Source organism: Curtobacterium sp. 8I-2 (genome assembly GCF_902506155.1).
Classification (GTDB): Bacteria; Actinomycetota; Actinomycetes; order Actinomycetales; family Microbacteriaceae; genus Curtobacterium; species Curtobacterium poinsettiae.
Genome location: NZ_LR732827.1, coordinates 2,710,399 through 2,732,325 on the forward strand (window position 1 = coordinate 2,710,399; position 21,927 = coordinate 2,732,325).

Consider the following 21,927-nt stretch of genomic DNA (forward strand, 5'->3'; position numbering starts at 1 on the left):
CCAGTCCCGCCCGCTCGGGCGGAACGCACCACCGGGCCACCGCTGTCCCTGTTCCACTTCCTCGTGAGGACGGTTCCCCATGGCGCTCCAGCCAACCCAGCCCTCGGCACCGACGAGCCTCGTGCCGCCGCACCGCCGCTTCTCCGCGATCCCGGACGCCACGGGCATGTACGACCCGGCGAACGAGAAGGACGCCTGCGGACTGGCGATGGTCGCGACCCTGCGCGGCACGCCGGGGCACGACATCGTCGACGCGGCGCTCGGTGCGCTCCGGAACCTCGAGCACCGCGGTGCTGTGGGATCCGACGCGGGCACCGGTGACGGCGCCGGCATCCTGTGCCAGGTGCCGGACGAGTTCCTGCGGGACGTCGTACCGTTCGAGCTGCCGGCAGCGGGGGAGTACGCCGTCGGGACCGCCTACCTGCCGCTGGACGACGACGCCCGGCACGCGGTGAAGGGCGCCGTCGAACGACTCGCCCGCGAAGAGGGCCTGAAGGTCCTGGGGTGGCGCGAGGTCCCGGTGCGTCCGGAGGTCCTCGGCACGCTCGCCCGCGCCGCGATGCCGGCGTTCGAGCAGCTGTTCGTCGCCTCGATCCGGCACGACGTGCACGGGGCATCGTGGAGCGGCATCGCCCTCGACCGGCAGGCGTTCCGGCTCCGGAAGCGCGCCGAGCACGACAACGACCTGTACTTCATGTCGCTGTCGAGCCGCACCATGGTCTACAAGGGCATGGTCACGACGCTCCAGCTCGAGCCGTTCTACCCGGACCTGAGCGACGAGCGCTTCACGTCGAAGCTCGCGATCGTGCACTCGCGCTACTCCACCAACACGTTCCCGTCGTGGCCGCTCGCCCAGCCGTTCCGGACCATCGCCCACAACGGTGAGATCAACACGGTGCGCGGCAACCGCAACTGGATGCGGGCGCGCCAGTCGCAGCTCGAGAGCGAACTGCTGGGCGACATGGCCCCGCTGCTCCCCATCGTCAGCCCGGGGGCGAGTGACTCGGCCTCGTTCGACGAGGTCCTCGAGCTGCTGACCCTGACCGGTCGGACGCTGCCGCACGCCGTGTCGATGATGGTTCCAGAGGCGTGGGAGAACCAGGTCGGGATGGACCCGGACCTCCGGGCGTTCTACGAGTACCACTCGATGCTCATGGAGCCGTGGGACGGCCCCGCCGCGATCACCTTCACCGACGGGTCGCTCGTCGGCGCCACCCTCGACCGCAACGGCCTGCGCCCCGGCCGGTTCCTCGTCACCGACGACGGGCTCATCGTGATGGGCTCCGAGACCGGGGTCATCGACGTGCCGGCCGCCAAGGTCGTGCGCAAGGGCCGCCTGCGCCCGGGCCGGATGTTCCTGGTGGACACCGAGGCCGGCCGCATCATCGAGGACGACGAGGTCAAGCGCGAGCTCGCCGCCTCGGGTCCGTGGGCCGACTGGCTCGAAGCCGGCCGCATCAACCTGAACGACCTGCCGGAGCGCGAGCACATCGTGCACACCCCGGCCTCGGTCACCCGCCGTCAGCGGGCGTTCGGCTACACCGAAGAAGAAGTCCGCATCCTGCTCCGTCCGATGGCCGCGGCGGGTGCCGAACCGCTCGGTGCGATGGGGTCGGACACCCCGATCGCGGTGCTGTCGGAGCGTCCGCGACTGCTCTTCGACTACTTCACGCAGCAGTTCGCCCAGGTGACCAACCCGCCGCTCGACTCGATCCGCGAGCAGGTCATCACCTCGATGGGGATGGGTCTCGGTCCGGAGCGCAACCTGCTCTCCGCCGGTCCGGAGCACGCGAAGCAGATCACGCTTGACTTCCCCGTGATCGACAACGACCAGCTCGCCAAGGTCCAGCACTTCGAGACCGAGTCGGGTCGCCACCTGACCGTCACGATCAAGGGGCTGTACCGCGTCGACGCCGGCAAGAAGGCGATGCAGAAGCGCATCGCCGCCGTGTGCGACGAGGTCGACGCCGCGATCGAGTCCGGCAAGCAGTTCATCGTGCTGTCCGACCGCGACGGCAACGCCGAGCAGGCACCGGTGCCGAGCCTGCTGCTCCTCGCGGCGGTGCACCACCACCTGATCCGCACCGAGCAGCGCATGAAGGTCGGGCTCATCGTCGAGGCCGGCGATGTGCGCGAGGTCCACCACGTGGCGACCCTGATCGGGTACGGCGCGTCGGCGATCAACCCGTACCTGGCGATGGAGACCTGCGAGAACCTGGTCCGCGCGGGCATGATCCCCGGCATCACCCCCGAGCAGGCGGTCAAGAACGTCATCAAGGCGCTCGGCAAGGGCGTGCTGAAGATCATGTCGAAGATGGGCATCTCCACGGTGTCCAGCTACGCCGGTGCGCAGGCCTTCGAGGCCGTCGGGCTCAGCCAGGAGTTCGTCGACAAGTACTTCACGGGCACCTCGTCGATCCTGGGCGGCGTCGACATCGACGTCATCGCCAAGGAGAACGCCGAGCGGCACGCCCAGGCGTACCCGCAGGACGGCGCGGTGCTGTCGCACGAGCGGCTGCAGATCGGGGGCGAGTACCAGTGGCGCCGTCAGGGTCCGCCGCACCTGTTCAACCCGGACACGGTGTTCCGCCTGCAGCACGCGACCCGTGCCCGCCGGTACGACATCTTCCGCGAGTACTCGAGCGCCGTGGACGACCAGTCCGAGCAGCTGATGACGCTCCGCGGGCTGTTCCGCTTCAAGCAGGGTGCGCGCAAGCCCATCGCGCTCGACGAGGTCGAGTCGATCGAGTCGATCGTCAAGCGCTTCAACACGGGCGCGATGTCCTACGGGTCCATCTCGAAGGAAGCCCACGAGACCCTCGCCATCGCGATGAACCGTCTCGGCGGCCGCTCGAACACGGGCGAGGGCGGCGAGGACGTCGACCGCTTGCTCGACCCCGAGCGCCGCAGCGCCATCAAGCAGGTCGCCTCCGGACGCTTCGGCGTGACGAGCATGTACCTGACGCACGCCACCGACATCCAGCTCAAGATGGCGCAGGGTGCGAAGCCCGGCGAGGGTGGTCAGCTGCCCCCGGCCAAGGTTTACCCGTGGGTGGCCCGCACCCGGCACGCCACCGCGGGCGTCGGCCTGATCTCGCCGCCGCCGCACCACGACATCTACTCCATCGAGGACCTCAAGCAGCTGATCTTCGACGTGAAGCGGGCCAACCCGGCCGCCCGCGTCCACGTGAAGCTCGTCAGCCAGTCCGGCATCGGTGCCGTCGCGGCCGGTGTGACGAAGGCCCTGGCCGACGTCGTGCTCGTGTCCGGCCACGACGGTGGCACCGGCGCCAGCCCGCTGAACTCGCTCAAGCACGCCGGCACTCCGTGGGAGATCGGCCTGGCCGAGACCCAGCAGACGCTCATGCTGAACGGCATGCGCGACCGGGTCGTCGTGCAGGTGGACGGGCAGATGAAGACGGGGCGCGACGTCGTCGTGGCCGCGTTGCTCGGAGCAGAGGAGTACGGCTTCGCGACCGCTCCGCTCGTGGTCGAGGGGTGCATCCTGATGCGCGTCTGCCACCTGGACACCTGCCCTGTGGGCGTCGCCACGCAGAATCCCGAGCTCCGCAAGCGCTTCTCCGGCAAGCCGGAGTTCGTCGTCAACTTCTTCGAGTTCATCGCACAAGAGGTCCGCGAGCTCCTCGCGGAGCTCGGCTTCCGCAGCCTCGACGAGGCGATCGGGCAGACCGACGCGCTCGACGTGGACCGCGCCGTGGAGCACTGGAAGGCGTCGGGCCTCGACCTCGCGCCGGTGCTCAAGGGACCGCACTTCGACGACGCGGAGCCGCGCCGCCACCACCGCGAGCAGGACCACGAGCTGGACCAGCACTTCGACGTGCAGCTCATCCAGCAGACCGCTGACGTGCTCGACCACGGCGGGTCGATCGCGCTCGACCTGCCCATCCGGAACACCGAGCGCGCCGTCGGCACCATGCTCGGCCACCAGGTGACCCTGCGACACGGGGAACACGGGCTGCCCAACGGTTCGATCGACGTCACGCTGCGCGGTTCGGCCGGGCAGTCGCTCGGCGCGTTCCTGCCGGCGGGCATCACGCTGCGCCTGATCGGCGACAGCAACGACTACGTCGGCAAGGGCCTGTCCGGCGGCCAGATCGTCGTCCGCCCCGACGCCGGTTCGGGCTTCGACCCGGCCGAGAACGTCATCGCCGGCAACGTCATCGGGTACGGCGCCACCCAGGGCAGCATGTTCATCCGCGGCATCGTGGGCGAGCGGTTCCTGGTGCGCAACTCCGGTGCCACGGCGGTCGTCGAGGGTGTGGGCGACCACGCGCTCGAGTACATGACGGGTGGACTCGCGCTCATCCTGGGCGAGACCGGCCGGAACCTCGGTGCCGGTATGTCGGGTGGCACGGCGTACGTCCGGGGCCTGCGCCGGGAGCACGTGAACACCGACGCCCTGGCGACCGGCGAGCTCCGGCTCGAGGCGCTCGACAGTGCCGACGTCGAGATCGTCACCGACCTGCTCACCCGGCACGCCGACGAGACCGGGTCGACGCTCGCGTCCGACCTGCTGGCGTCCGGGGACCTGAGCGACTTCGTCAAGGTGCTGCCGCGCGACTACGCGGCGGTGCTCGAGACGCGCAGACAGGCCGTCGACGAGGGGCTCGACCCCGACGGTGACATCGTTTGGAATCGGATCATGGAGGTGACCGGTGGCTGAGCGTCACGCACGTCCGGAATCGACAGAGCCCATCACAACCCTGGAGGTGACCGGTGGCTGACCCCAAGGGATTCCTGAAGGTCCAGGAACGCGAACTCCCGCCCCGGCGCCCCGTGCCCGTGCGGCTCATGGACTGGAAAGAGGTCTACGAGCAGCAGGAGTCCGGTGTCCTGAAGCGCCAGGCCGGCCGGTGCATGGACTGCGGCGTGCCGTTCTGCCACCAGGGCTGCCCGCTCGGCAACCTCATCCCGGAGTGGAACGACCTGACCTGGCGCGGTGAGGGCCGTCAGGCGATCGAACGCCTGCACGAGACGAACAACTTCCCGGAGTTCACGGGGCGGCTCTGCCCGGCCCCGTGCGAGTCGTCCTGCGTGCTCGGCATCAACCAGCCGCCGGTGACCATCAAGCAGGTCGAGGTCTCGATCATCGACCAGGCGTTCCAGAACGGGTGGGTCACGCCGCACCCGCCGGAGCGCCTGACCGGCAAGACCGTCGCCGTGGTGGGCTCCGGCCCCGCCGGGCTCGCCGCCGCGCAGCAGCTCACGCGTGCCGGGCACACGGTCGCCGTCTACGAGCGGGACGACCGCATCGGCGGACTGCTCCGCTACGGCATCCCGGACTTCAAGATGGAGAAGCGCCAGATCGACGCGCGCCTCGCCCAGATGCAGGCCGAGGGCACCCGGTTCCGTGCCGGTGTCGAGATCGGCAAGGACATCACCTGGGACGACCTGAAGTCCCGCTACGACGCGGTCGTGGTCGCCACCGGTGCCACCGTGCCCCGTGACCTGCCGATCCCGGGGCGCGACCTCGAGGGCGTGCACTTCGCGATGGACTACCTGGTCCAGCAGAACAAGGCGAACGCGGGCACGACGGTCGACAACCAGATCACGGCCGAGGGCAAGCACGTCGTCGTCATCGGCGGCGGCGACACCGGTGCGGACTGCATCGGCACCGCACACCGTCAGGGCGCGCTGAGCGTGACGAACCTGGCGATCGGCAAGCAGCCGCCGCTCGAGCGTCCGTCCGACCAGCCGTGGCCGATGTTCCCGACCGTGTTCGAGATCACGAGTGCCCACGAAGAGGGCGGCGAGCGGCACTTCCTCGCCTCCACCGTCGAGTTCCTGTCGAACGACGCGGGTGAGGTCCGTGCGCTCCGGGTCGCCGAGACCGAGTACCTCGACGGCCGACGGGTGCCGAAGGCGGGCACCGAGCGGGAGATCCCGGCGGACCTCGTCCTCATCGCGATGGGCTTCACGGGCCCCGAGTCGGACACGATCGAGCCGCAGCTCGGCCTGCCGACCACGGGCTCCGGGTCGCTCGACCGCCGTGCCGACTACGCGACCAACGAGGCCGGCGTGTTCGTCGCGGGCGACGCGGGTCGGGGGCAGTCGCTCATCGTGTGGGCGATCGCCGAGGGCCGTGCCGCGGCCGCACAGGTGGACGAGTACCTCGAGGGCTCCACCATCCTGCCGGCTCCGGTCAAGGCGACCGACCGGGCGATCTCCGTCTGATGCCGGACGATCACGAGATGTCGGACCGCCACCAGATGTCGGACGGCCACCAGATGTCGGACGGCCACCAGATGTCGGACCGCCACCGGACGACGGATCGCCGCCAGAAGACGGACCGTCTCCACCAGATGCTCACGCTCCCGTGAGCGTGAGGCCACCAGCACTCGGTAGGGTGCTGGTGGCCTCGCTTCGTTCCGCGCGGCCCCACAGCGCGGAAACCCAAGCTCCATCCACCACCACGAAGGAATCCATTGAGACGCGCAAAGATCGTTTCGACGCTCGGACCGGCAACGTCGGACTACGAGACCGTCAAGGAGATCATCGAAGCGGGCGTCGACGTCGCCCGCCTCAACCTCAGCCACGGTGACTACAGCGTCCACGAGGCCAACTACGTCAACGTCCGTCGTGCCGCCGAAGAGCTCGGCAAGCCCGTCGCGATCCTCGTCGACCTGCAGGGTCCGAAGATCCGTCTGGCCCGCTTCGCCGACGGCCCGCACGACCTGGCGGTCGGTGACATCTTCACCATCACGACCGAGGACGTCCCCGGCTCGAAGGAGATCTGCGGCACGACGTTCAAGGGCCTGCCGCAGGACGTCAAGCCCGGCGACCCGCTGCTCATCGACGACGGCCGTGTCCGCCTGCGTGTCCTCGACACCGACGGCGTGCGGGTCCGCACCGAGGTCGTCGTCCCCGGCACGGTGTCCAACAACAAGGGCATCAACCTGCCCGGTGTCGCCGTCAACGTCCCCGCGCTGAGCGAGAAGGACGAGGCCGACCTCCGCTGGGCGATCCGCCAGGGTGCCGACCTTATCGCGCTGTCGTTCGTCCGCAACGCGAGCGACGTCGTGCGTGCGCACGAGATCATGGACGAAGAGGGCAAGCGCCTGCCGGTCATCGCCAAGGTCGAGAAGCCCCAGGCCGTCGACGCGCTCGAGGAGATCATCGACGCCTTCGACAGCATCATGGTCGCCCGCGGGGACCTCGGCGTCGAACTCCCGCTCGAGGCCGTCCCGATCGTGCAGAAGCGCGCCGTCGAGCTGTCCCGCCGCATGGCGAAGCCGGTCATCGTCGCGACGCAGATGCTCGAGTCGATGATCTCGTCGCCGATCCCCACGCGCGCCGAGACCTCCGACGTCGCGAACGCCGTGCTCGACGGTGCCGACGCGGTCATGCTGTCCGGTGAGACGAGCGTCGGTGAGTACCCGGTGCAGACCGTCCGCACCATGGCCCGCATCGTGGAGTCCACCGAGGACCACGGCCTCGAGCGCATCGCGCCGCTCGGCACCAAGCCGCGCACCCTCGGCGGTGCGATCACCCTCGCCGCCGTCGAGATCGCCGAGTTCACCGAGGCGTCGTACCTCTGCGTCTTCACCGAGTCCGGCGACTCGGCCCGACGCATGTCGCGCCTGCGCCACGGCCTGCCGATCATCGCCTTCACCCCGAACGAGGCCACGCGCCGCCGGATGGCACTCACCTGGGGCGTCCGTTCGTTCCTGGTGGAGCGCAAGACCCACACCGACGAGCTCTTCTCGCAGGTGGACGACGTCCTCCTCGAGAACGGCCTGGCCGCCCCCGGCGACCGCGTCATCGTGACGGCCGGGTCCCCTCCCGGCATCGAGGGCTCGACGAACGACCTCCGCGTGCACCGGGTGGGCGACGCCCACGCCGAGGCCGCCCCGGCGTACGTCCGGGACTGATCCGACGGATCCGTCGCCACCAGGGCGCGGACGGGAGGCACGGTGCGCGCAGCACCGACCGCTTCCGGTCCGCGCCCTGCCGCGTCTCCACGGCCCTGGTGGTGACCGGACGTCGGCCGCAGGCGGCAGGATGGTCGCTGTGAGCCTCCGATCCGACACCCCGGCGCCGCGCGCCGACGTCCGCCGCTGGCGTCGTTACCTGGCCGACGAACGTGCCGAGGCGGCTGTGTACCGCAACCTCGCCGCGCGCCGTTCCGGCGAGGAGCGCGAGATCCTGGCCGCGCTGGCCGAGGCCGAGGGGCGGCACGCCGACCACTGGCTCGACCTGCTCGGCGACGACGTCGGCCGGCCGCAGCGGGGCAGCCTCCGGACCCGGGTGCTCGCCGCGCTGGCCAAGCGGTTCGGGTCGGTCTTCGTCCTCGCGCTCATGCAGCGCGCCGAGGACCGCTCGCCGTACGCCGACGACTCCGACGCGACCGCGCGGATGGCCGCCGACGAACGCATCCACGGCGAGGTCGTGCGCGGGCTCGCGAACCGCGGCCGGATGCGGCTGTCCGGCACGTTCCGCGCGGCGGTGTTCGGCGCGAACGACGGCCTGGTGTCCAACCTGGCGCTCATCATCGGCATCAGCGCCTCCGGGGCCGACCGGCACTTCGTGCTGCTGAGTGGCATCGCTGGCCTGCTCGCGGGCGCGTTGTCGATGGGTGCGGGGGAGTACGTCTCCGTCCGGTCGCAGCGGGAACTGCTCGAGGCGTCCGCGCCGCACCCCGAAGCCGGCAGGGCGGTGTCGGACCTCGACGTCGACGCGAACGAGCTCGCCCTGGTCTACCGCGCGCGCGGGATGTCCGAGGCCGAGGCGACCCATCACGCGGCGCAGGTGCTGTCCGGCATCGGGGAGCGGCGCCCGGCGACCGGTCCGACCCCGGTCGCGGACGACCACGAGGCCGTCGGCACCGGGCTGAGCGCCGCCGTGTCGAGCTTCTGCTTCTTCGCCTCGGGCGCGGTCATCCCGGTGCTGCCGTTCCTGTTCGGCATGCAGGGCTGGGCTGCGATCGCGGTCGCCGGCGGGCTGGTGGGGATCGCCCTGCTCGGCACCGGTGCCGTGGTCGGCGTGCTGAGCGGTGCCTCGCCCGGCAAGCGGGCGTTCCGGCAACTCGCCATCGGGTTCGGTGCGGCGATCGTCACCTACGCGCTCGGCCTGCTGTTCGGCACCGGCTCGGCCTAGCGGTCATATCCGATATGTGACATGCTGTTTGCATGTCGACTGCTCGCGCGCCCCGTCTGGACCTCGCCCACATCGACGGGATGCGCGGGATCCTCGCCGCGTTCGTCGTGGTCGCCCACACGGTGCAGTTCACCGGCGTCGCCGGGTCCGTGGCGGCGTCGATGCCCGTCGTCTACCGGGTGCTCAGTGCCGGTGACCTGCGCGTGCCCGCGTTCATCGCGATCTCGGGCTTCACGATGATGATCGCCGTCTCGGGGCGCCACGACCTGCGCCTCGGCACCACCTACGGGGCCTACGCGAAGCGCCGGATCCGTCGGCTCGTCCCGCCGTACCTGACGGCGCTCGTGCTGGCGCTGGCGCTCATCGCCTTCGTCCCGGTGATGAACGAGCCGCACGGCACGGTCTGGGACGACAAGCTCCCGGTGACGTTGCAGGGCATCGTGACCCACGTGTTCCTGCTGCACAACCTGTCGCCGGAGTGGATCACGTCGATCAACGGGACGCTGTGGAGCCTGCCGATCGAGATGCAACTCACCCTGCTGATGCCCGTGCTCCTGCTGCTCTGGCGGCGGACCCACCCCGTCGTCGTCATCGTCCTGTCGTTCGCCCTCGCCGTGCTGTCGATCGCCACCGGCGTCGGTGCCTGGTCCGCGCCGCACTTCCTCGGGATCTTCGGTGTCGGCATGTACGGTGCCCACCTCGTGATCGGGTCCGAGGACGACCTCCGCCGCCGGCGACCCCGATCCCTGCAGCGGATGTTCCGACACCAGCGCTCCGTGCTCCTCGTCGCCCTCGTCGTCCTGACGGCGGCCTTCGTGCAGGTCGCCGCCGCTCCGGGCATCGTCCACAGCGCCGTCACGGGCACCGTCGCCGGCCTGGGGATCACGCTGCTCCTCATGGTGCTCGCCGACGGGCAGCGGACCGGACGTGTCGGTACCCACCGGGTCCGGCGGTTCCTGGGCGGACGCCGTCTGGTGCAGTCGGGGCTGGTCTCCTACAGCGTGTTCCTGGTGCACAGCCCGCTGCTCGCGCTCGGCAACCTGCTCCTGCTGCCGCTCGGGCTCCCGACACCGGTGCAGTTCGGTCTGATGCTCTTCGTGGTCGCTCCGGCGGTCGTCGCGGTGTGCGTCGTGTTCGCGGTGCTGGTCGAACGCCCGTTCATGAACAGCCACCAGCGCGCGCTGCTCGGCGAGCTGTTCGGCCGTCGAGCGGTCCCCGGCACGCCGCACGTCGCCTCGACCGACGCGGCGGCTGCGACCGCGGTGCCGGTCAGCGGCGGAGCGCGGCGCGCGGCGGCAGGAGCAGCAGGGCCGCGGCGCCGACGATGACGAGCGCGATGCCCGCGAACACCATGAAGACGGTCAGTGCGAGCCCGGGGACGATCAGCACGACGATCCCGCCGATGATCGACAGCACCCCGCTGACGACCGTCGGCACCCGTGACGATCCGGGATGGCCGACGAACCCACCGACGATCGCGGCGACGCCCTCGATCAGGAACCCCACCCCGGCGAGCACGGCGTAGACCACGAGCGGGATCGCCGGGTCGAGCAGGGTCACCAGCCCCGCGACCGCGACCAGGCCACCGACGATGCCGGACGTCCACCGCCACGCCGGGCGGGTGCCGTGCCCCCGCACCGCGGCGAAGACCCGCAGCGCACCGGCCACGACGAGGTACACACCGAACAGCAGTGCCACGAGCACGAGCGACGGACGGGGCCAGACGATCGCCACGATGCCCAGGGCGATGGCGACCACGGCCGTGACGACGACGAACACCCGGAACGTCCTGACGGCACGAGAATCCACGAGCGCTCCTCCCTGATCGCCAGCGCTGGTGTCCAGCACGCTACCCGTCGCGCCGTGGCCTCGTGCAACCACCTGCAACCCCCGCGGCCGTACCGTGCGGAGCAGGCACACGACCCGTGCGCCCCGACAGCGTCGTCGAAAGGGCACCACCATGACCATCGCACCTTCGCCCACCAGTTACGCCGCACCAGGCGAACCCGGCTCCCTGGTCGAGTACCGGTCCCGGTACGACCACTTCATCGGCGGCGAGTACGTCCCGTCGTCGAGCGGGCAGTACTTCGAGAACCCCACCCCCGTCACCGGCAAGGTGTTCACCGAGGTGGCCCGCGGTGACGCCACCGACGTCGACCGTGCCGTCGCCGCGGGCTGGAAGGCGTTCCCGTCGTGGGGCCGCACGAGCGCAGCCGAACGGGCCGTCGTCCTGAACAAGATCGCCGACCGCATGGAGGAGCACCTCGAGATGCTCGCCGTCGCGGAGACGTGGGAGAACGGCAAGCCGATCCGCGAGACCCTCGGCGCGGACATCCCGCTCGCGATCGACCACTTCCGGTACTTCGCCGGGGCCATCCGGGCGCAGGAGGGATCCGCCGGCGAGATCGACCACGACACCGTGGCGTACCACTTCCACGAACCGCTCGGCGTCGTGGGGCAGATCATCCCCTGGAACTTCCCGATCCTGATGGCGGTGTGGAAGCTCGCACCGGCCCTCGCCGCCGGCAACTGCGTCGTCCTGAAGCCCGCCGAGCAGACCCCGGCGTCCATCCACGTGCTCGTCGAGCTCATCCGCGACCTGCTGCCCGCGGGCGTGCTCAACGTCGTCAACGGCTTCGGCATCGAGGTCGGCGCACCGCTCGCCCAGCACCCGGACATCCGCAAGATCGCGTTCACGGGGGAGACCACCACCGGTCGGCTGATCATGCAGTACGCATCGCAGAGCCTCATCCCGGTGACGCTCGAACTCGGCGGCAAGAGCCCGAACGTGTTCTTCCCCGACGTCGCCGCCGAGAAGGACTCCTTCTACGACAAGGCGCTCGAGGGCTTCACGTTCTTCAACCTGAACCAGGGCGAGGTCTGCACGTGTCCGTCCCGGGCGCTCGTGGCGAAGGAGATCTACGACGGCTTCGTCGCCGACGGCCTGGACCGCGTCCGAGCCGTCAAGCAGGGACACCCGCTCGACCTGTCGACGATGATCGGCGCCCAGGCGTCGAACGACCAGCTCGAGAAGATCCTGAGCTACATCGACATCGGCAAGCAGGAGGGCGCGAAGCTCCTGACCGGCGGCGAACGGGCCGACCTGGGCGGCGAGCTCTCCGGCGGCTACTACGTCACCCCGACGGTGTTCGAGGGCGACAACTCGATGCGGATCTTCCAGGAGGAGATCTTCGGCCCGGTGCTCGCCCTGACGTCCTTCAGCGGCTACGACGACGCGATCGCCACGGCCAACGACACCCTCTACGGGCTCGGCGCCGGCGTGTGGAGCCGCGACGTCACGACCCTGTACCGCGCCGGACGCGACATCCAGGCCGGACGCGTCTGGTCGAACACCTACCACCAGTACCCGGCGGGCGCGGCGTTCGGCGGCTACAAGCAGTCCGGCATCGGGCGCGAGAACCACAAGATGATGCTCGACCACTACCAGCAGACGAAGAACCTGCTCGTCTCCTACGCCGACGGACCGATGGGCTTCTTCTGATGCCCGACACCGCACGGGTCGCGATCACGCCGGCGGCGGGGGAACTCCTCCGCACCCTCACCGCCCGGCACGGCCCGCTGATGTTCCACCAGTCCGGCGGCTGCTGCGACGGCTCGAGCCCGATGTGCTACCCCGTCGGCATGTTCCGGACCGGTCCGGGGGACGTCCTGCTCGGCGCACTGCAGGTGGACGGCCTCGAGCCGGTCGAGGTCTCCATGTCGGTGTCGCAGTTCGAGTACTGGAAGTACACGCACCTGACGATCGACGTGGTGGACGGTCGCGGCGGCGGGTTCTCGGTCGAGGTCCCCGAGGGCAAGCGGTTCCTCACCCGGTCGCGGATGTTCGACGACGCCGAGCTCGCCGATCTCGGCCTGGTCCCGAGGGTGGCCCGGACGTAGGCTGACCGCACGCGTCGCGACGGAGCGGCGGGTGGGGTCGATCGGAGGACGCATGCGCGCACCCGGTCGGCTCCGCCCGCTCGTCGCCGAGTCGTGGCAGCGGTCCGCCCGGGTCGACCCGGACGCGGCTCCGGTGCTCGCCCTGGGGGACGACGAACTCGACGCCGCACGGCAGGACGGCCCCCTCGCGACCCTGCTGCCAGTGGTCCGCCGGCTGCTGCTCGACGACTCCCGCTCGGCCGGGTGCGTCGTCGCCGTCGGGGACGCCGCGGGTCGCCTCGTCTGGGTCGACGGCGCCCGGTCCACCCGACGTGCCGCCGAGGACATGGGCTTCGTCCCCGGGGCCGACTGGTCGGAGGAGCGCGTCGGCACCAGCGCTCCCGGCACGGCCCTGCGCCTGGACCGTCCGGTGCAGATCCGGTCCGACGAGCACTACGCGAACGCCGTCAAGCCGTTCTCGTGCACGGCGGTCCCGGTGCACGACGCGAGTGGCGCCACCGTCGGGGTGCTCGACCTGACGGGCGACGACCGCGCCGTCGAGCGGCACACGCTGTCGCTGCTCGCCGCCACGGTCGCCGCCGCCGAGGCCCAGCTCGCCCTGGCCGCGGTCCGCCCGCGCGCGCGGACACCCCACGTGCCGTCGGCCGAGCTCACCGTGCTCGGGACCGACACCGCCGTGCTCCGGATCGCCGACCGGCGTCTCCAGCTCTCCGCCCGGCACTCCGAACTGCTCGTCGTGCTCGCCGCGCACCCCGGCGGTCTCGCGGCAGCCGACCTCGCCGCCGCCGTCTACGGCGACCCGGGTGCGGTCGTCACCCTGCGCGCCGAGGTGGTGCGGCTCCGCCGGGTCCTCGCGCAGCACGCGCCGGGCGTGACGGTGACGTCGCGGCCGTACCGGGTGGTCGGAGTCCGGACCGACGTCGACGGCGTGCTGTCCGCGCTCGGACGCGGGGCGCGCCTCCAGGCCGTCGACCGGTACGCCGGACCGGTCCTGCCGGGCTCGGCCGCACCCGGCGTCGACGCGCTCCGTGACCTGGTGCGGCTGCGGTTCCGCGAGTCGGTCGTCGCCGACGGCGGCGTCGACGCCCTGCTCGCGTGGGCACGCACGCCGGACGGCGCGACCGATGCGTTCGTCCTCCGCGCGCTGCTCGCGGTGCTGCCGCGGCGATCGCCGCGACGGGCCGGTCTCGTGGCGGCGATCGAGGCGCTCGAGGGTTCCGGGGACGCTCGGGACGACCAGGCCGGGAGGCGCGCCCCGCGCGATCGGGATCGCTGACGGCGCGCGCTCCCCGGCTCGGTGATCAGGAACCGGAGGCCGGCGCAGGGGTCGTGGTCCCGTCGGGAGCTGCCGGGGCGGGTGCCGTGGCCTTCCCCGTCTCGCCGTCCTCCGGCGGGGCCGGCGCCGTGGGCTTCGCACCCTCCTTCGGCGGGGTCGGCGCCTTCCCGTCGGCGCCCTTCGGCGGGGCGGGGACGGTCGCGTGCGCACCGGCGTCCGGGAGCGCCGTGCAGCCGGGCGCCGTCGCGGGCCCGCCCTCGGGCGGTGCGGGCACCGTCGCGGTGTCGCCGTCGGCCGGGGCCGGCGTGGTCGCACCGGTCGGTGCGCCGGTCGGGGTGCCCTGCGCCGGGGAGGTCGTGGCTGCGTTCGCCGTGGCGATGCCGAACCCGCCGAGCACCAGGACCGCGGCCGCGGCCGTGCCGATGCCGACCCGTCGCAGGAGCGCCCCGCGTCGTCGGGTGGGAGTGGTGGTCGAGTCGTCTCGTTCGTCGTGCATGGTGGTCACCGTTCGTCTGTCCGAGCGGATCCGGGTGATCCGCCGCTGCAGACGACGCTCGGGTCCGAATCTGAAGCATGCCTGAAGCACAGGGGTTCTCCAGCGTCCTCCATGCTCGGTGGCCGTCGGAGCGCCGTACGGTGTCCGCCGTGCCTGCTCCCGCCCGAATCCTGGTCGTCGAGGACGACGACTCCATCCGCACCGCGGTCGCGACCACACTCCGCGCCGAGGGCTTCCTCGTCGCCGAGGCCGTGGACGGACGGGACCTCGTCGACGACCTGCGACGCAGCGCCCCCGACCTCGTCCTGCTCGACTGGATGCTGCCCGGACCGAGCGGCATCGTGCTCGCCGGACGGGTGCGTTCCGCCACGGACGCCGCCGTCGTCATGATGACCGCGCGGGACGAACTCGACGAGCGGTTGCGCGGTTTCGCCGAGGGGGCCGACGACTACGTGGTGAAGCCGTTCGCGATGGCCGAACTGGTCGCCCGCGTGACCGCGGTGCTCCGACGGCGTGGCCGGATCCCCTCGGTCGTCGAGGTGGGTGACCTCGTGCTCGACCCGGACGCCGCCACCGCCCGCCGCGCCGGGGTGCTGCTCGACCTCACCGCGACGGAGTTCCGCCTGCTGCGCTTCCTGGCCGAGAGCCGGGGCCGGACGGTGTCCAAGGGACAGATCACCACCCAGGTGTGGGGGTACGACGACGTCGCGGCGAACGTCGTCGAGGTCCACCTCAGCGCCCTCCGGCGGAAGATGGAGGCGCACGGACCACGCCTCGTGCACACCGTCCGGGGCATCGGGTACCGGCTCAGCGACGAGCGGACCGCAGCGTGAGGGCTGAGGCCGGGCGCCTGCGGACCACCTCGCTGCGGCTGCGGACCGTCGTCGCCATCGTGGTCCTGCTCGCCGTCCTGCTCGCCGGGCTGACGATCGCGGTCGAGGGGCTGCTCGGCGTCCGGCTCCGCGCCCAGGCCGAGGACCGCCTGCGCGACCGTGCGTCGGCCGCCGCGGCGCTCGTCGGCACCGTCGACGCCGAGGACCTGGCCGACCGGCTCTCCGCGCAGGGACTCTCGGTCCGGATCGTCCAGCCGGACGGGGACGCCGTCGAGGCCGGACCGACCCCGGACCAGCTCCGCGCCGGTCCGCCCGACCCCGGTTCCCTCCCCGTGACGGTCCCACGGGGCAGCGGGGGCGTCGGACGGACACCCACCGATCCGGCCACGCCGGCGCCCGCCGACGACGGCGCCACGATCACGTCGTCGTCGGTTCGCGAGGACGACGGTGTCCTCACCCTGGTGAGCCGGCTCGACGACGGCACCCGGATCACCCTCACCGCCGGCACCCGCGACGTCCAGGACACGCTCGTGCAGCTCGGCTGGGTGATGGGCGGTGCCTCGGCGGCGTTCCTCGGCATCGCCGTCCTCGGCGTCGTCCTGGTCGTCCGACGGTCCCTGCGACCGCTCGACCAGATGGCGACGACCGCGCGGTCGATCGCCGGCGGTGACCGTGGGCAGCGGCTCCGACCCTCGCGCCGCGACACCGAGATCGGTCGCGTGGCCGTCGCCCTGGACGAGATGCTCGACGCGGTCGAGGGCGCCGAGCGTGACGCCGTCGCCGCAGAGGCCCGCGTCCGGTCGTTCCTCTCCGACGCCGCGCACGAACTGCGGACACCCGTCGCAGGGGTCCGCGCGGCCGCCGACACCCTGGTGCGGGGTGGCGCCGGTGACGACCGGACCCGCGAGGTGCTGGCCGTGCACGTCGTCCGGCAGGCCGACCGGGCAGCTCGGCTCATCGAGGACATGCTCACGATGGCCCGGCTCGACCGCGGGATCGAACTCGACCGGCAGGTGGTCGAGCTCGGGGCGTTCCTGGCGGCCGAGGGAGACCGGCTCCGGCTCCGGCTGCCCACCCTCGAGCTCGACGTCGTCGTGCCCGAGCACCCGGTGGAGGCCGACGTCGACGCCGAGCGGATCGCCCAGGTCCTCGGCAACCTCGTCGACAACGCGGCACGTGCGGGCGGTGCGACGGGACGGGTCGTCGTCAGCCTCGACGACCGCGGACCCGGCCCCGTGGTACGGGTCGAGGACGACGGGCCGGGGATCCCCCTGGAACACCGTGAGCGGGTGTTCGACCGGTTGGTCCGGCTCGAGGCCGCACGGGCCGCCCGCTCGGGCGGAGCGGGGCTCGGGCTCCCCATCGCACGGGGCATCGCCGAGGCGCACGGCGGCGGGCTGCGGTACGGCGAGGACGGCACCCTGGGCGGCGCCGTGTTCGAGTTGTCGCTCCCGGCGGCGACCGGGGTGGTGCGCGCGTCCTGCTAGCCTGGAGTCCTCGCGAGTGTGGTGGAATCGGCAGACACGGGGCACTCAAAATGCTCTGCCTCACGGCGTGCGGGTTCAAGTCCCGCCACTCGTACGAAATTGCTCACGGCGTGCGGGGCAGTTCGGACCCGCGTCCCGCCACTCGTACCAAGCTGCCCATCCGTCTGATCGATCCGCGTGGTCTGGGATGCGGCAGTTCCGTCGTCTAGTAGGCTTTCGTCCGTGAGTGACACAGAAGCAACAGCACCAGCACCCCGTCGCGTCGTCGTCGCCGAGGACGAGTCGCTCATCCGCCTCGACATCGTGGAGATCCTCCGCGACAACGGGTTCGACGTCGTCGGTGAAGCCGGAGACGGCGAGACCGCCGTCCAGCTCGCGACCGACCTGCGTCCCGACCTCGTCGTGATGGACGTCAAGATGCCCCAGCTCGACGGCATCTCCGCAGCCGAGAAGCTGTCCAAGAACCACATCGCTCCCGTCGTCCTGCTGACCGCGTTCAGCCAGAAGGACCTCGTCGAGCGTGCCACCGAGGCCGGTGCACTGGCCTACGTGGTCAAGCCCTTCACCCCGAACGACCTGCTCCCCGCGATCGAGATCGCCCTCTCGCGGTACCAGCAGATCATCACCCTCGAAGCCGAGGTCGCCGACCTCGTCGAGCGCTTCGAGACCCGCAAGCTCGTCGACCGTGCCAAGGGCCTGCTGAACGAGAAGATGGGCCTCACCGAGCCCGAGGCGTTCCGCTGGATCCAGAAGGCGTCGATGGACCGCCGCCTGACCATGCACGACGTCGCCAAGGCGATCATCGAGCAGCTCAGCGCCAAGAAGTAGCGGACGCCGCAGCACAGCACCGTCGCTCACGGAACGCCGTCGGACCCCCCGGGGTCGGCGGCGTTCCTGCGTCCGGGGGCGGGGCATGGGGCGCGACCACCTGGCAGGGTGGAGCCATGGACGACGTGGTGATCCGGGCCTCCCGGCCTGACGACATGCCGGCGGTGGCCGACCTGCGGTGGCGGTGGAGCGTGGACGAGGGCGGCCGCTCACCGGTGCAGACGCCGGAGGAGTACCGCAGGGCGATGACGGAGTTCGCGGCCCGGCACCGGGAGTCGCACCGGTGCGTCGTCGCCGAGCGGGACGGCGTCGTGCTCGGCATGGCGTGGTTGGCGGTGCACCCGCGGCCGCCGGCGCCGCACGTCGACGGTGACCGGTTCGCCGCCGAGCTGCAGACGGTCTACGTGCACCCGGAGCTGCGGGGTTCCGGCGTCGCCGGACGGCTCGTCACGGCCCTGCTCGAGCTCGCCGACGAGCTCGGCGTGGAGCGGACGTCGGTGCACTCGAGCGTGGACGGCGAGCGGCTCTACCGGAGGCTCGGGTTCGGCGACGCCCGCCTGCTGCTGCAGCGGCCGCCGGAGGACTGAGTCATCGCTCCGTCGCCCCGTCGCTCCGTCGGTCAGCGACGCTCGCGGATCATGTTCGTGATCCGCACGGTGGAGCAGCGACGACCCTGGTCGTCGGTCAGGACGATCTCGTGGGTGGTGAGCGTGCCGCCCAGGTGGATGGCGGTGCACGTGCCCGTGACGATGCCGCTCGTGGCGCTGCGGGAGTGCGAGGCGCTGAGCTCGATGCCGACGGCGTAGCGGCCGGGCCCGGCGTGCACGTTCGCGGCCATCGACCCGAGGCTCTCCGCGAGGACGACGTAGGCGCCGCCGTGCAGCAGGCCGACCGGCTGGCGGTTGCCCTCGACGGGGATCGAACCGACCGCTCGCTCCGCCGAGAGCTCGGTGATGACCATGCCCATCTTCTCGGCCAGCTCGCCCGTGCCGCGGTCATCGAGGCGGGGGTCGATCGTGGTCGAGGTGGTGTCGTCGGTCACGGTCTGCGTCGACCTTCCGTGTCAGCGGGCGTCGGTAGGCTGTCCGGGTGTCGGACTCCGCAAAGCCTACCCTCATGGTCATCGACGGCCACTCGCTCGCCTTCCGGGCCTTCTACGCGCTGCCGGTCGACAGCTTCGTGAACCGCGAGGGGCAGCACACCAACGCGATCCACGGCTTCATCTCGATGCTGCTGATGCTCCTGCAGCGCGAGAAGCCCACCCACCTTGCGGTGGCGTTCGACATCTCCCGGTTCTCGTTCCGCACGCGTGAGTACGCCGAGTACAAGGGCACCCGCTCCGAGACACCGGCCGAGTTCAAGGGCCAGATCCCGCTGCTGCAGCAGGCGCTCGAGGCGATGGGCATCACCACCGTCACGAAAGAGGACTACGAGGCCGACGACATCCTCGCGACCCTCTCCAAGCAGGGCTCCGACCAGGGGTACAAGGTCTACGTGGTCTCTGGTGACCGCGACTCGATCCAGCTCGTCAACGACGACGTGACGCTGCTGTACCCGTCGGTCCGCGGTGTCTCCGAACTCACCCGCTACGACCGCGACAAGGTCTACGAGCGGTACGGCATCGAGCCGCACCAGTACCCGGACATCGCGGCCCTCGTCGGCGAGACCAGCGACAACCTGATCGGCATCGACAAGGTCGGCGAGAAGACCGCGGTCAAGTGGGTCACCCAGTACGGGTCGCTCGACGGTGTCCTCGAGCACGCCGACGAGATCAAGGGCGTCGTCGGCAACAACCTGCGTGAGCAGCGGGACCGTGCCGTGCGGAACCGCCGGCTCAACCGCCTGGTCACCGACGTCGAACTGCCCGTCGGTCCGGCCGACGTCGCACTCCGTCCCGTCGACGAGAACGCGGTGCGCGAGCTCTTCGCCAAGCTGCAGTTCCGCACGCTGCTCGACCGCGTGTTCAAGGTCGCCGGGTCGGGCGAGCCCGCAGAACCCTCGGCCGAGGGCACCGTCGACGACGGTGCGCCGACCCCGCCGCCCGTCAAGACCCTGATCGACGAAGAGCTCGGCTACTGGCTCGAACGCCGGAACGCGACCGAGGCGGCGAACGGCTACGGCGTCGCGGTCGAGGTCATCGACGGACGCCTCAGCGCCATCGGCATCGCGACCCACGACGACGCCGTGCTCGTGCCGGGTGGCAGCGGCGCCCAGGACTACGAGCAGCTCTCGGCCTGGTTCGCGTCCGACGCACCGAAGCACTTCCACGACGCCAAGGCCGCGATCAAGGCCCTCGGCACCGCCGGCTTCGTGGTGAACGGCGTCGCCGGCGACGCCCGGATCATGGGGTGGCTCGCACAGCCCGGCAAGCAGGGGCAGCCGCTGTCCGACCTCGTCTACCAGGAGCTCGGCGAAGAACTGCCGACGGCCGACCCGAACCAGCTCGTCCCCGAGACCGACCCGGTCAACGTCGGAGTGCACGCCTGGTTCGTGCTCCGCGTCACCACGGCCCTGCGTGCCCGGATCGACGCGTCCTCGCTGCAGGTGCTCGACGACATCGAGCTGCCGCTCGTCTCGGTGCTCGCGGGCATGGAGACCATCGGCGTCGGCATGGACCGTCCGGTGCTCACGGGCCTGTCGAAGGAGCTGGGGGAGCGCGCCGCCGAGCTGGCGCAGCAGGCGTTCGCCGAGATCGGGCACGAGGTCAACCTCGGGTCGCCGAAGCAGCTGCAGGAAGTCCTGTTCACCGAGCTCGCGATGCCGAAGACCCGCAAGACCAAGACCGGGTTCTCGACCGACGCCGCGAGCCTGGCCGACCTGCAGGAACAGCACCCGCACCCGTTCCTCGGGCTCCTGCTGCAGCACCGCGACGCCACGAAGCTCCGGCAGATCGTCGACACCCTCGACGCCGCCGTGGTCGACGGGCGCATCCACACCCGGTACGAGCAGACCGGCACGAGCACCGGCCGGGTGTCGTCGACCGACCCGAACCTGCAGAACATCCCCGTGAAGACCGCCGTCGGTCGCCGGATCCGCTCGGCGTTCGCGGTCGCCGAGCCGTACACGACGCTCGTCACCGCCGACTACTCGCAGATCGAGATGCGGATCATGGCGCACCTCTCCGGCGACCCCGGGCTGATCCAGGCCTTCAACGAGGGCGAGGACCTGCACCGCTTCGTCGGCGCCCGGGTCTTCGGTGTCGACCCGTCCGAGGTCTCCAACGAGATGCGCACGAAGGTCAAGGCCATGTCCTACGGCCTGGCGTACGGGCTGAGCGCGTTCGGGTTGTCGAAGCAGCTGCGCATCGAGCAGTCCGAGGCCCGCACGCTCATGACCGAGTACTTCTCCCGCTTCGGCGCCGTACGCGACTACCTGCGCAACGTCGTCGAGCAGGCGCGTGAGGACGGCTACACCGAGACGATCTTCGGTCGCCGTCGTCCGTTCCCCGACCTGAAGAGCCCGAACCGGGTGCTGCGCGAGAACGCCGAGCGGGCCGCGCTGAACGCACCGATCCAGGGTTCCGCCGCCGACATCATCAAGATCGCGATGCTCGGGGTCGCCGACGACCTGCGCGACGACGAGCTGGAGTCCCACCTGCTGCTCCAGGTGCACGACGAGCTCATCCTCGAGGTCGCTCCGGGCGAGCAGGAGCGCGTCGAGGAGATCCTGCGCACCCGGATGGGCAACGCCGCCGAGCTGACGGTGCCGCTCGACGTGTCCGTCGGCGTCGGCCGCAACTGGGAGGACGCCGCGCACTGACGCGGGGCCGCCGGCCCTGGTGGTGACGGTCGACGGACAGGAGGCGCGGTGCCAGCTGGCACCGCGCCTCCTGTCCGTCGATCCGCAGCGGCCGTCCGCCGTGGTCCACCTGGGTAGGGTCGAGGGCATGACCGATGACCGTCCTGTCCGCCAGCCGTCCGCCGTCGACCGTGTCGCCGAGGACTGGGTCACCACACTTGTCCGTCGATCCGCAGCGGCCGTCCGCCGTGG

At 71.2% G+C, this 21,927-nt stretch carries 17 protein-coding genes and 1 tRNA gene; 14 read left to right on the forward strand and 4 right to left on the reverse strand.

The features are described from left to right. Positions 1-79: 79 nt before the first annotated feature. Both gltB and BOSE127_RS16540 read left to right on the forward strand, forming a co-directional pair. A complete protein-coding gene (gene gltB / locus BOSE127_RS16535) occupies positions 80-4,684 on the forward strand; it encodes a glutamate synthase large subunit (RefSeq protein WP_374101238.1) in 4,605 nt (1,534 codons plus the stop codon). 53 nt (positions 4,685-4,737) lie between these two features. Next, complete coding sequence (locus BOSE127_RS16540) at positions 4,738-6,195, forward strand: glutamate synthase subunit beta (protein WP_017887206.1); 1,458 nt, start codon at positions 4,738-4,740, stop codon at positions 6,193-6,195. A 10-nt stretch (positions 6,196-6,205) separates the two neighbouring features. Here the strand turns inward: BOSE127_RS16540 and BOSE127_RS17460 are convergent, their stop codons facing one another. Beyond that, complete coding sequence (locus BOSE127_RS17460; protein WP_268892448.1) at positions 6,206-6,331, reverse strand: hypothetical protein; 126 nt, start codon at positions 6,329-6,331, stop codon at positions 6,206-6,208. Between the two features lie 115 nt (positions 6,332-6,446). Here BOSE127_RS17460 and pyk point away from each other — a divergent pair, with 115 nt between their 5' ends. The 3 genes from pyk (at position 6,447) to BOSE127_RS16555 (ending at position 10,445) form a co-directional block, all read left to right on the forward strand. Beyond that, positions 6,447-7,892 carry a pyruvate kinase gene (pyk, locus tag BOSE127_RS16545; RefSeq protein WP_017887208.1) on the forward strand — a complete coding sequence of 482 codons (1,446 nt, stop codon included), beginning with the start codon at positions 6,447-6,449 and terminating at the stop codon, positions 7,890-7,892. A 130-nt stretch (positions 7,893-8,022) separates the two neighbouring features. After that, positions 8,023-9,117 (forward strand): VIT1/CCC1 transporter family protein, encoded by a 1,095-nt coding sequence (locus tag BOSE127_RS16550; protein WP_159558033.1) that lies wholly within the window; start codon positions 8,023-8,025, stop codon positions 9,115-9,117. A 32-nt stretch (positions 9,118-9,149) separates the two neighbouring features. Beyond that, positions 9,150-10,445: an acyltransferase family protein gene (locus tag BOSE127_RS16555; RefSeq protein ID WP_081612288.1), complete on the forward strand. Its 1,296-nt coding sequence runs from the start codon at positions 9,150-9,152 to the stop codon at positions 10,443-10,445. Here BOSE127_RS16555 and BOSE127_RS16560 read toward each other — a convergent pair. Then, on the reverse strand, positions 10,387-10,926 hold the full coding sequence (locus tag BOSE127_RS16560) for an HdeD family acid-resistance protein (protein WP_159558035.1): 540 nt from the start codon (positions 10,924-10,926) through the stop codon (positions 10,387-10,389). The two genes, BOSE127_RS16555 and BOSE127_RS16560, sit on opposite strands and share 59 nt — an antisense overlap. 151 nt (positions 10,927-11,077) lie before the next feature. On the opposite strand from BOSE127_RS16560, the gene exaC reads away from it, so the two are divergent. Genes exaC through BOSE127_RS16575 form a run of 3 tightly spaced genes read left to right on the forward strand, consistent with a single transcriptional unit; the run spans position 11,078 to position 14,293 of the window. Next, positions 11,078-12,619 (forward strand): acetaldehyde dehydrogenase ExaC, encoded by a 1,542-nt coding sequence (gene exaC / locus BOSE127_RS16565; protein WP_056068770.1) that lies wholly within the window; start codon positions 11,078-11,080, stop codon positions 12,617-12,619. Continuing rightward, positions 12,619-13,017, forward strand: a complete 399-nt coding sequence (locus BOSE127_RS16570) for a DUF779 domain-containing protein (protein WP_159558037.1) — start codon at positions 12,619-12,621, stop codon at positions 13,015-13,017. The genes exaC and BOSE127_RS16570 overlap by 1 nt, the downstream gene beginning before the upstream one ends. Positions 13,018-13,069: 52 nt before the next feature. Beyond that, positions 13,070-14,293, forward strand: a complete 1,224-nt coding sequence (locus BOSE127_RS16575) for a GAF domain-containing protein (RefSeq protein ID WP_159558039.1) — start codon at positions 13,070-13,072, stop codon at positions 14,291-14,293. Between the two features lie 25 nt (positions 14,294-14,318). Here the strand turns inward: BOSE127_RS16575 and BOSE127_RS16580 are convergent, their stop codons facing one another. Next, positions 14,319-14,789: a hypothetical protein gene (locus BOSE127_RS16580; RefSeq protein WP_159558041.1), complete on the reverse strand. Its 471-nt coding sequence runs from the start codon at positions 14,787-14,789 to the stop codon at positions 14,319-14,321. 149 nt (positions 14,790-14,938) lie between these two features. Here BOSE127_RS16580 and BOSE127_RS16585 point away from each other — a divergent pair, with 149 nt between their 5' ends. The 5 genes from BOSE127_RS16585 to BOSE127_RS16605 all read left to right on the forward strand — a co-directional run bounded on the left by BOSE127_RS16585 (position 14,939) and on the right by BOSE127_RS16605 (position 18,524). Further along, positions 14,939-15,622, forward strand: coding sequence for a response regulator (locus tag BOSE127_RS16585; RefSeq protein ID WP_236559581.1), 684 nt, complete (start codon positions 14,939-14,941; stop codon positions 15,620-15,622). After that, on the forward strand, positions 15,619-17,109 hold the full coding sequence (locus BOSE127_RS16590; protein WP_159558043.1) for a sensor histidine kinase: 1,491 nt from the start codon (positions 15,619-15,621) through the stop codon (positions 17,107-17,109). Before BOSE127_RS16585 ends, BOSE127_RS16590 begins: the two co-directional genes overlap by 4 nt. Before the next feature lie 12 nt (positions 17,110-17,121). Next, positions 17,122-17,203, forward strand: a tRNA-Leu gene (locus BOSE127_RS16595). 128 nt (positions 17,204-17,331) lie between these two features. Then, the gene (locus BOSE127_RS16600) at positions 17,332-17,937 is read left to right on the forward strand and encodes an ANTAR domain-containing response regulator (protein ID WP_017887240.1); all 606 of its coding nucleotides are present in this window, start codon (positions 17,332-17,334) and stop codon (positions 17,935-17,937) included. Between the two features lie 116 nt (positions 17,938-18,053). Next, positions 18,054-18,524 (forward strand): GNAT family N-acetyltransferase, encoded by a 471-nt coding sequence (locus BOSE127_RS16605; protein WP_159558045.1) that lies wholly within the window; start codon positions 18,054-18,056, stop codon positions 18,522-18,524. A gap of 32 nt (positions 18,525-18,556) precedes the next feature. Here BOSE127_RS16605 and BOSE127_RS16610 read toward each other — a convergent pair whose 3' ends face one another. Further along, positions 18,557-18,979: a PaaI family thioesterase gene (locus tag BOSE127_RS16610; RefSeq protein WP_159558047.1), complete on the reverse strand. Its 423-nt coding sequence runs from the start codon at positions 18,977-18,979 to the stop codon at positions 18,557-18,559. 47 nt (positions 18,980-19,026) lie between these two features. Here BOSE127_RS16610 and polA point away from each other — a divergent pair, with 47 nt between their 5' ends. After that, a complete protein-coding gene (gene polA, locus BOSE127_RS16615) occupies positions 19,027-21,696 on the forward strand; it encodes a DNA polymerase I (protein WP_056068718.1) in 2,670 nt (889 codons plus the stop codon). The last annotated feature ends 231 nt before the right edge of the window (positions 21,697-21,927 follow it).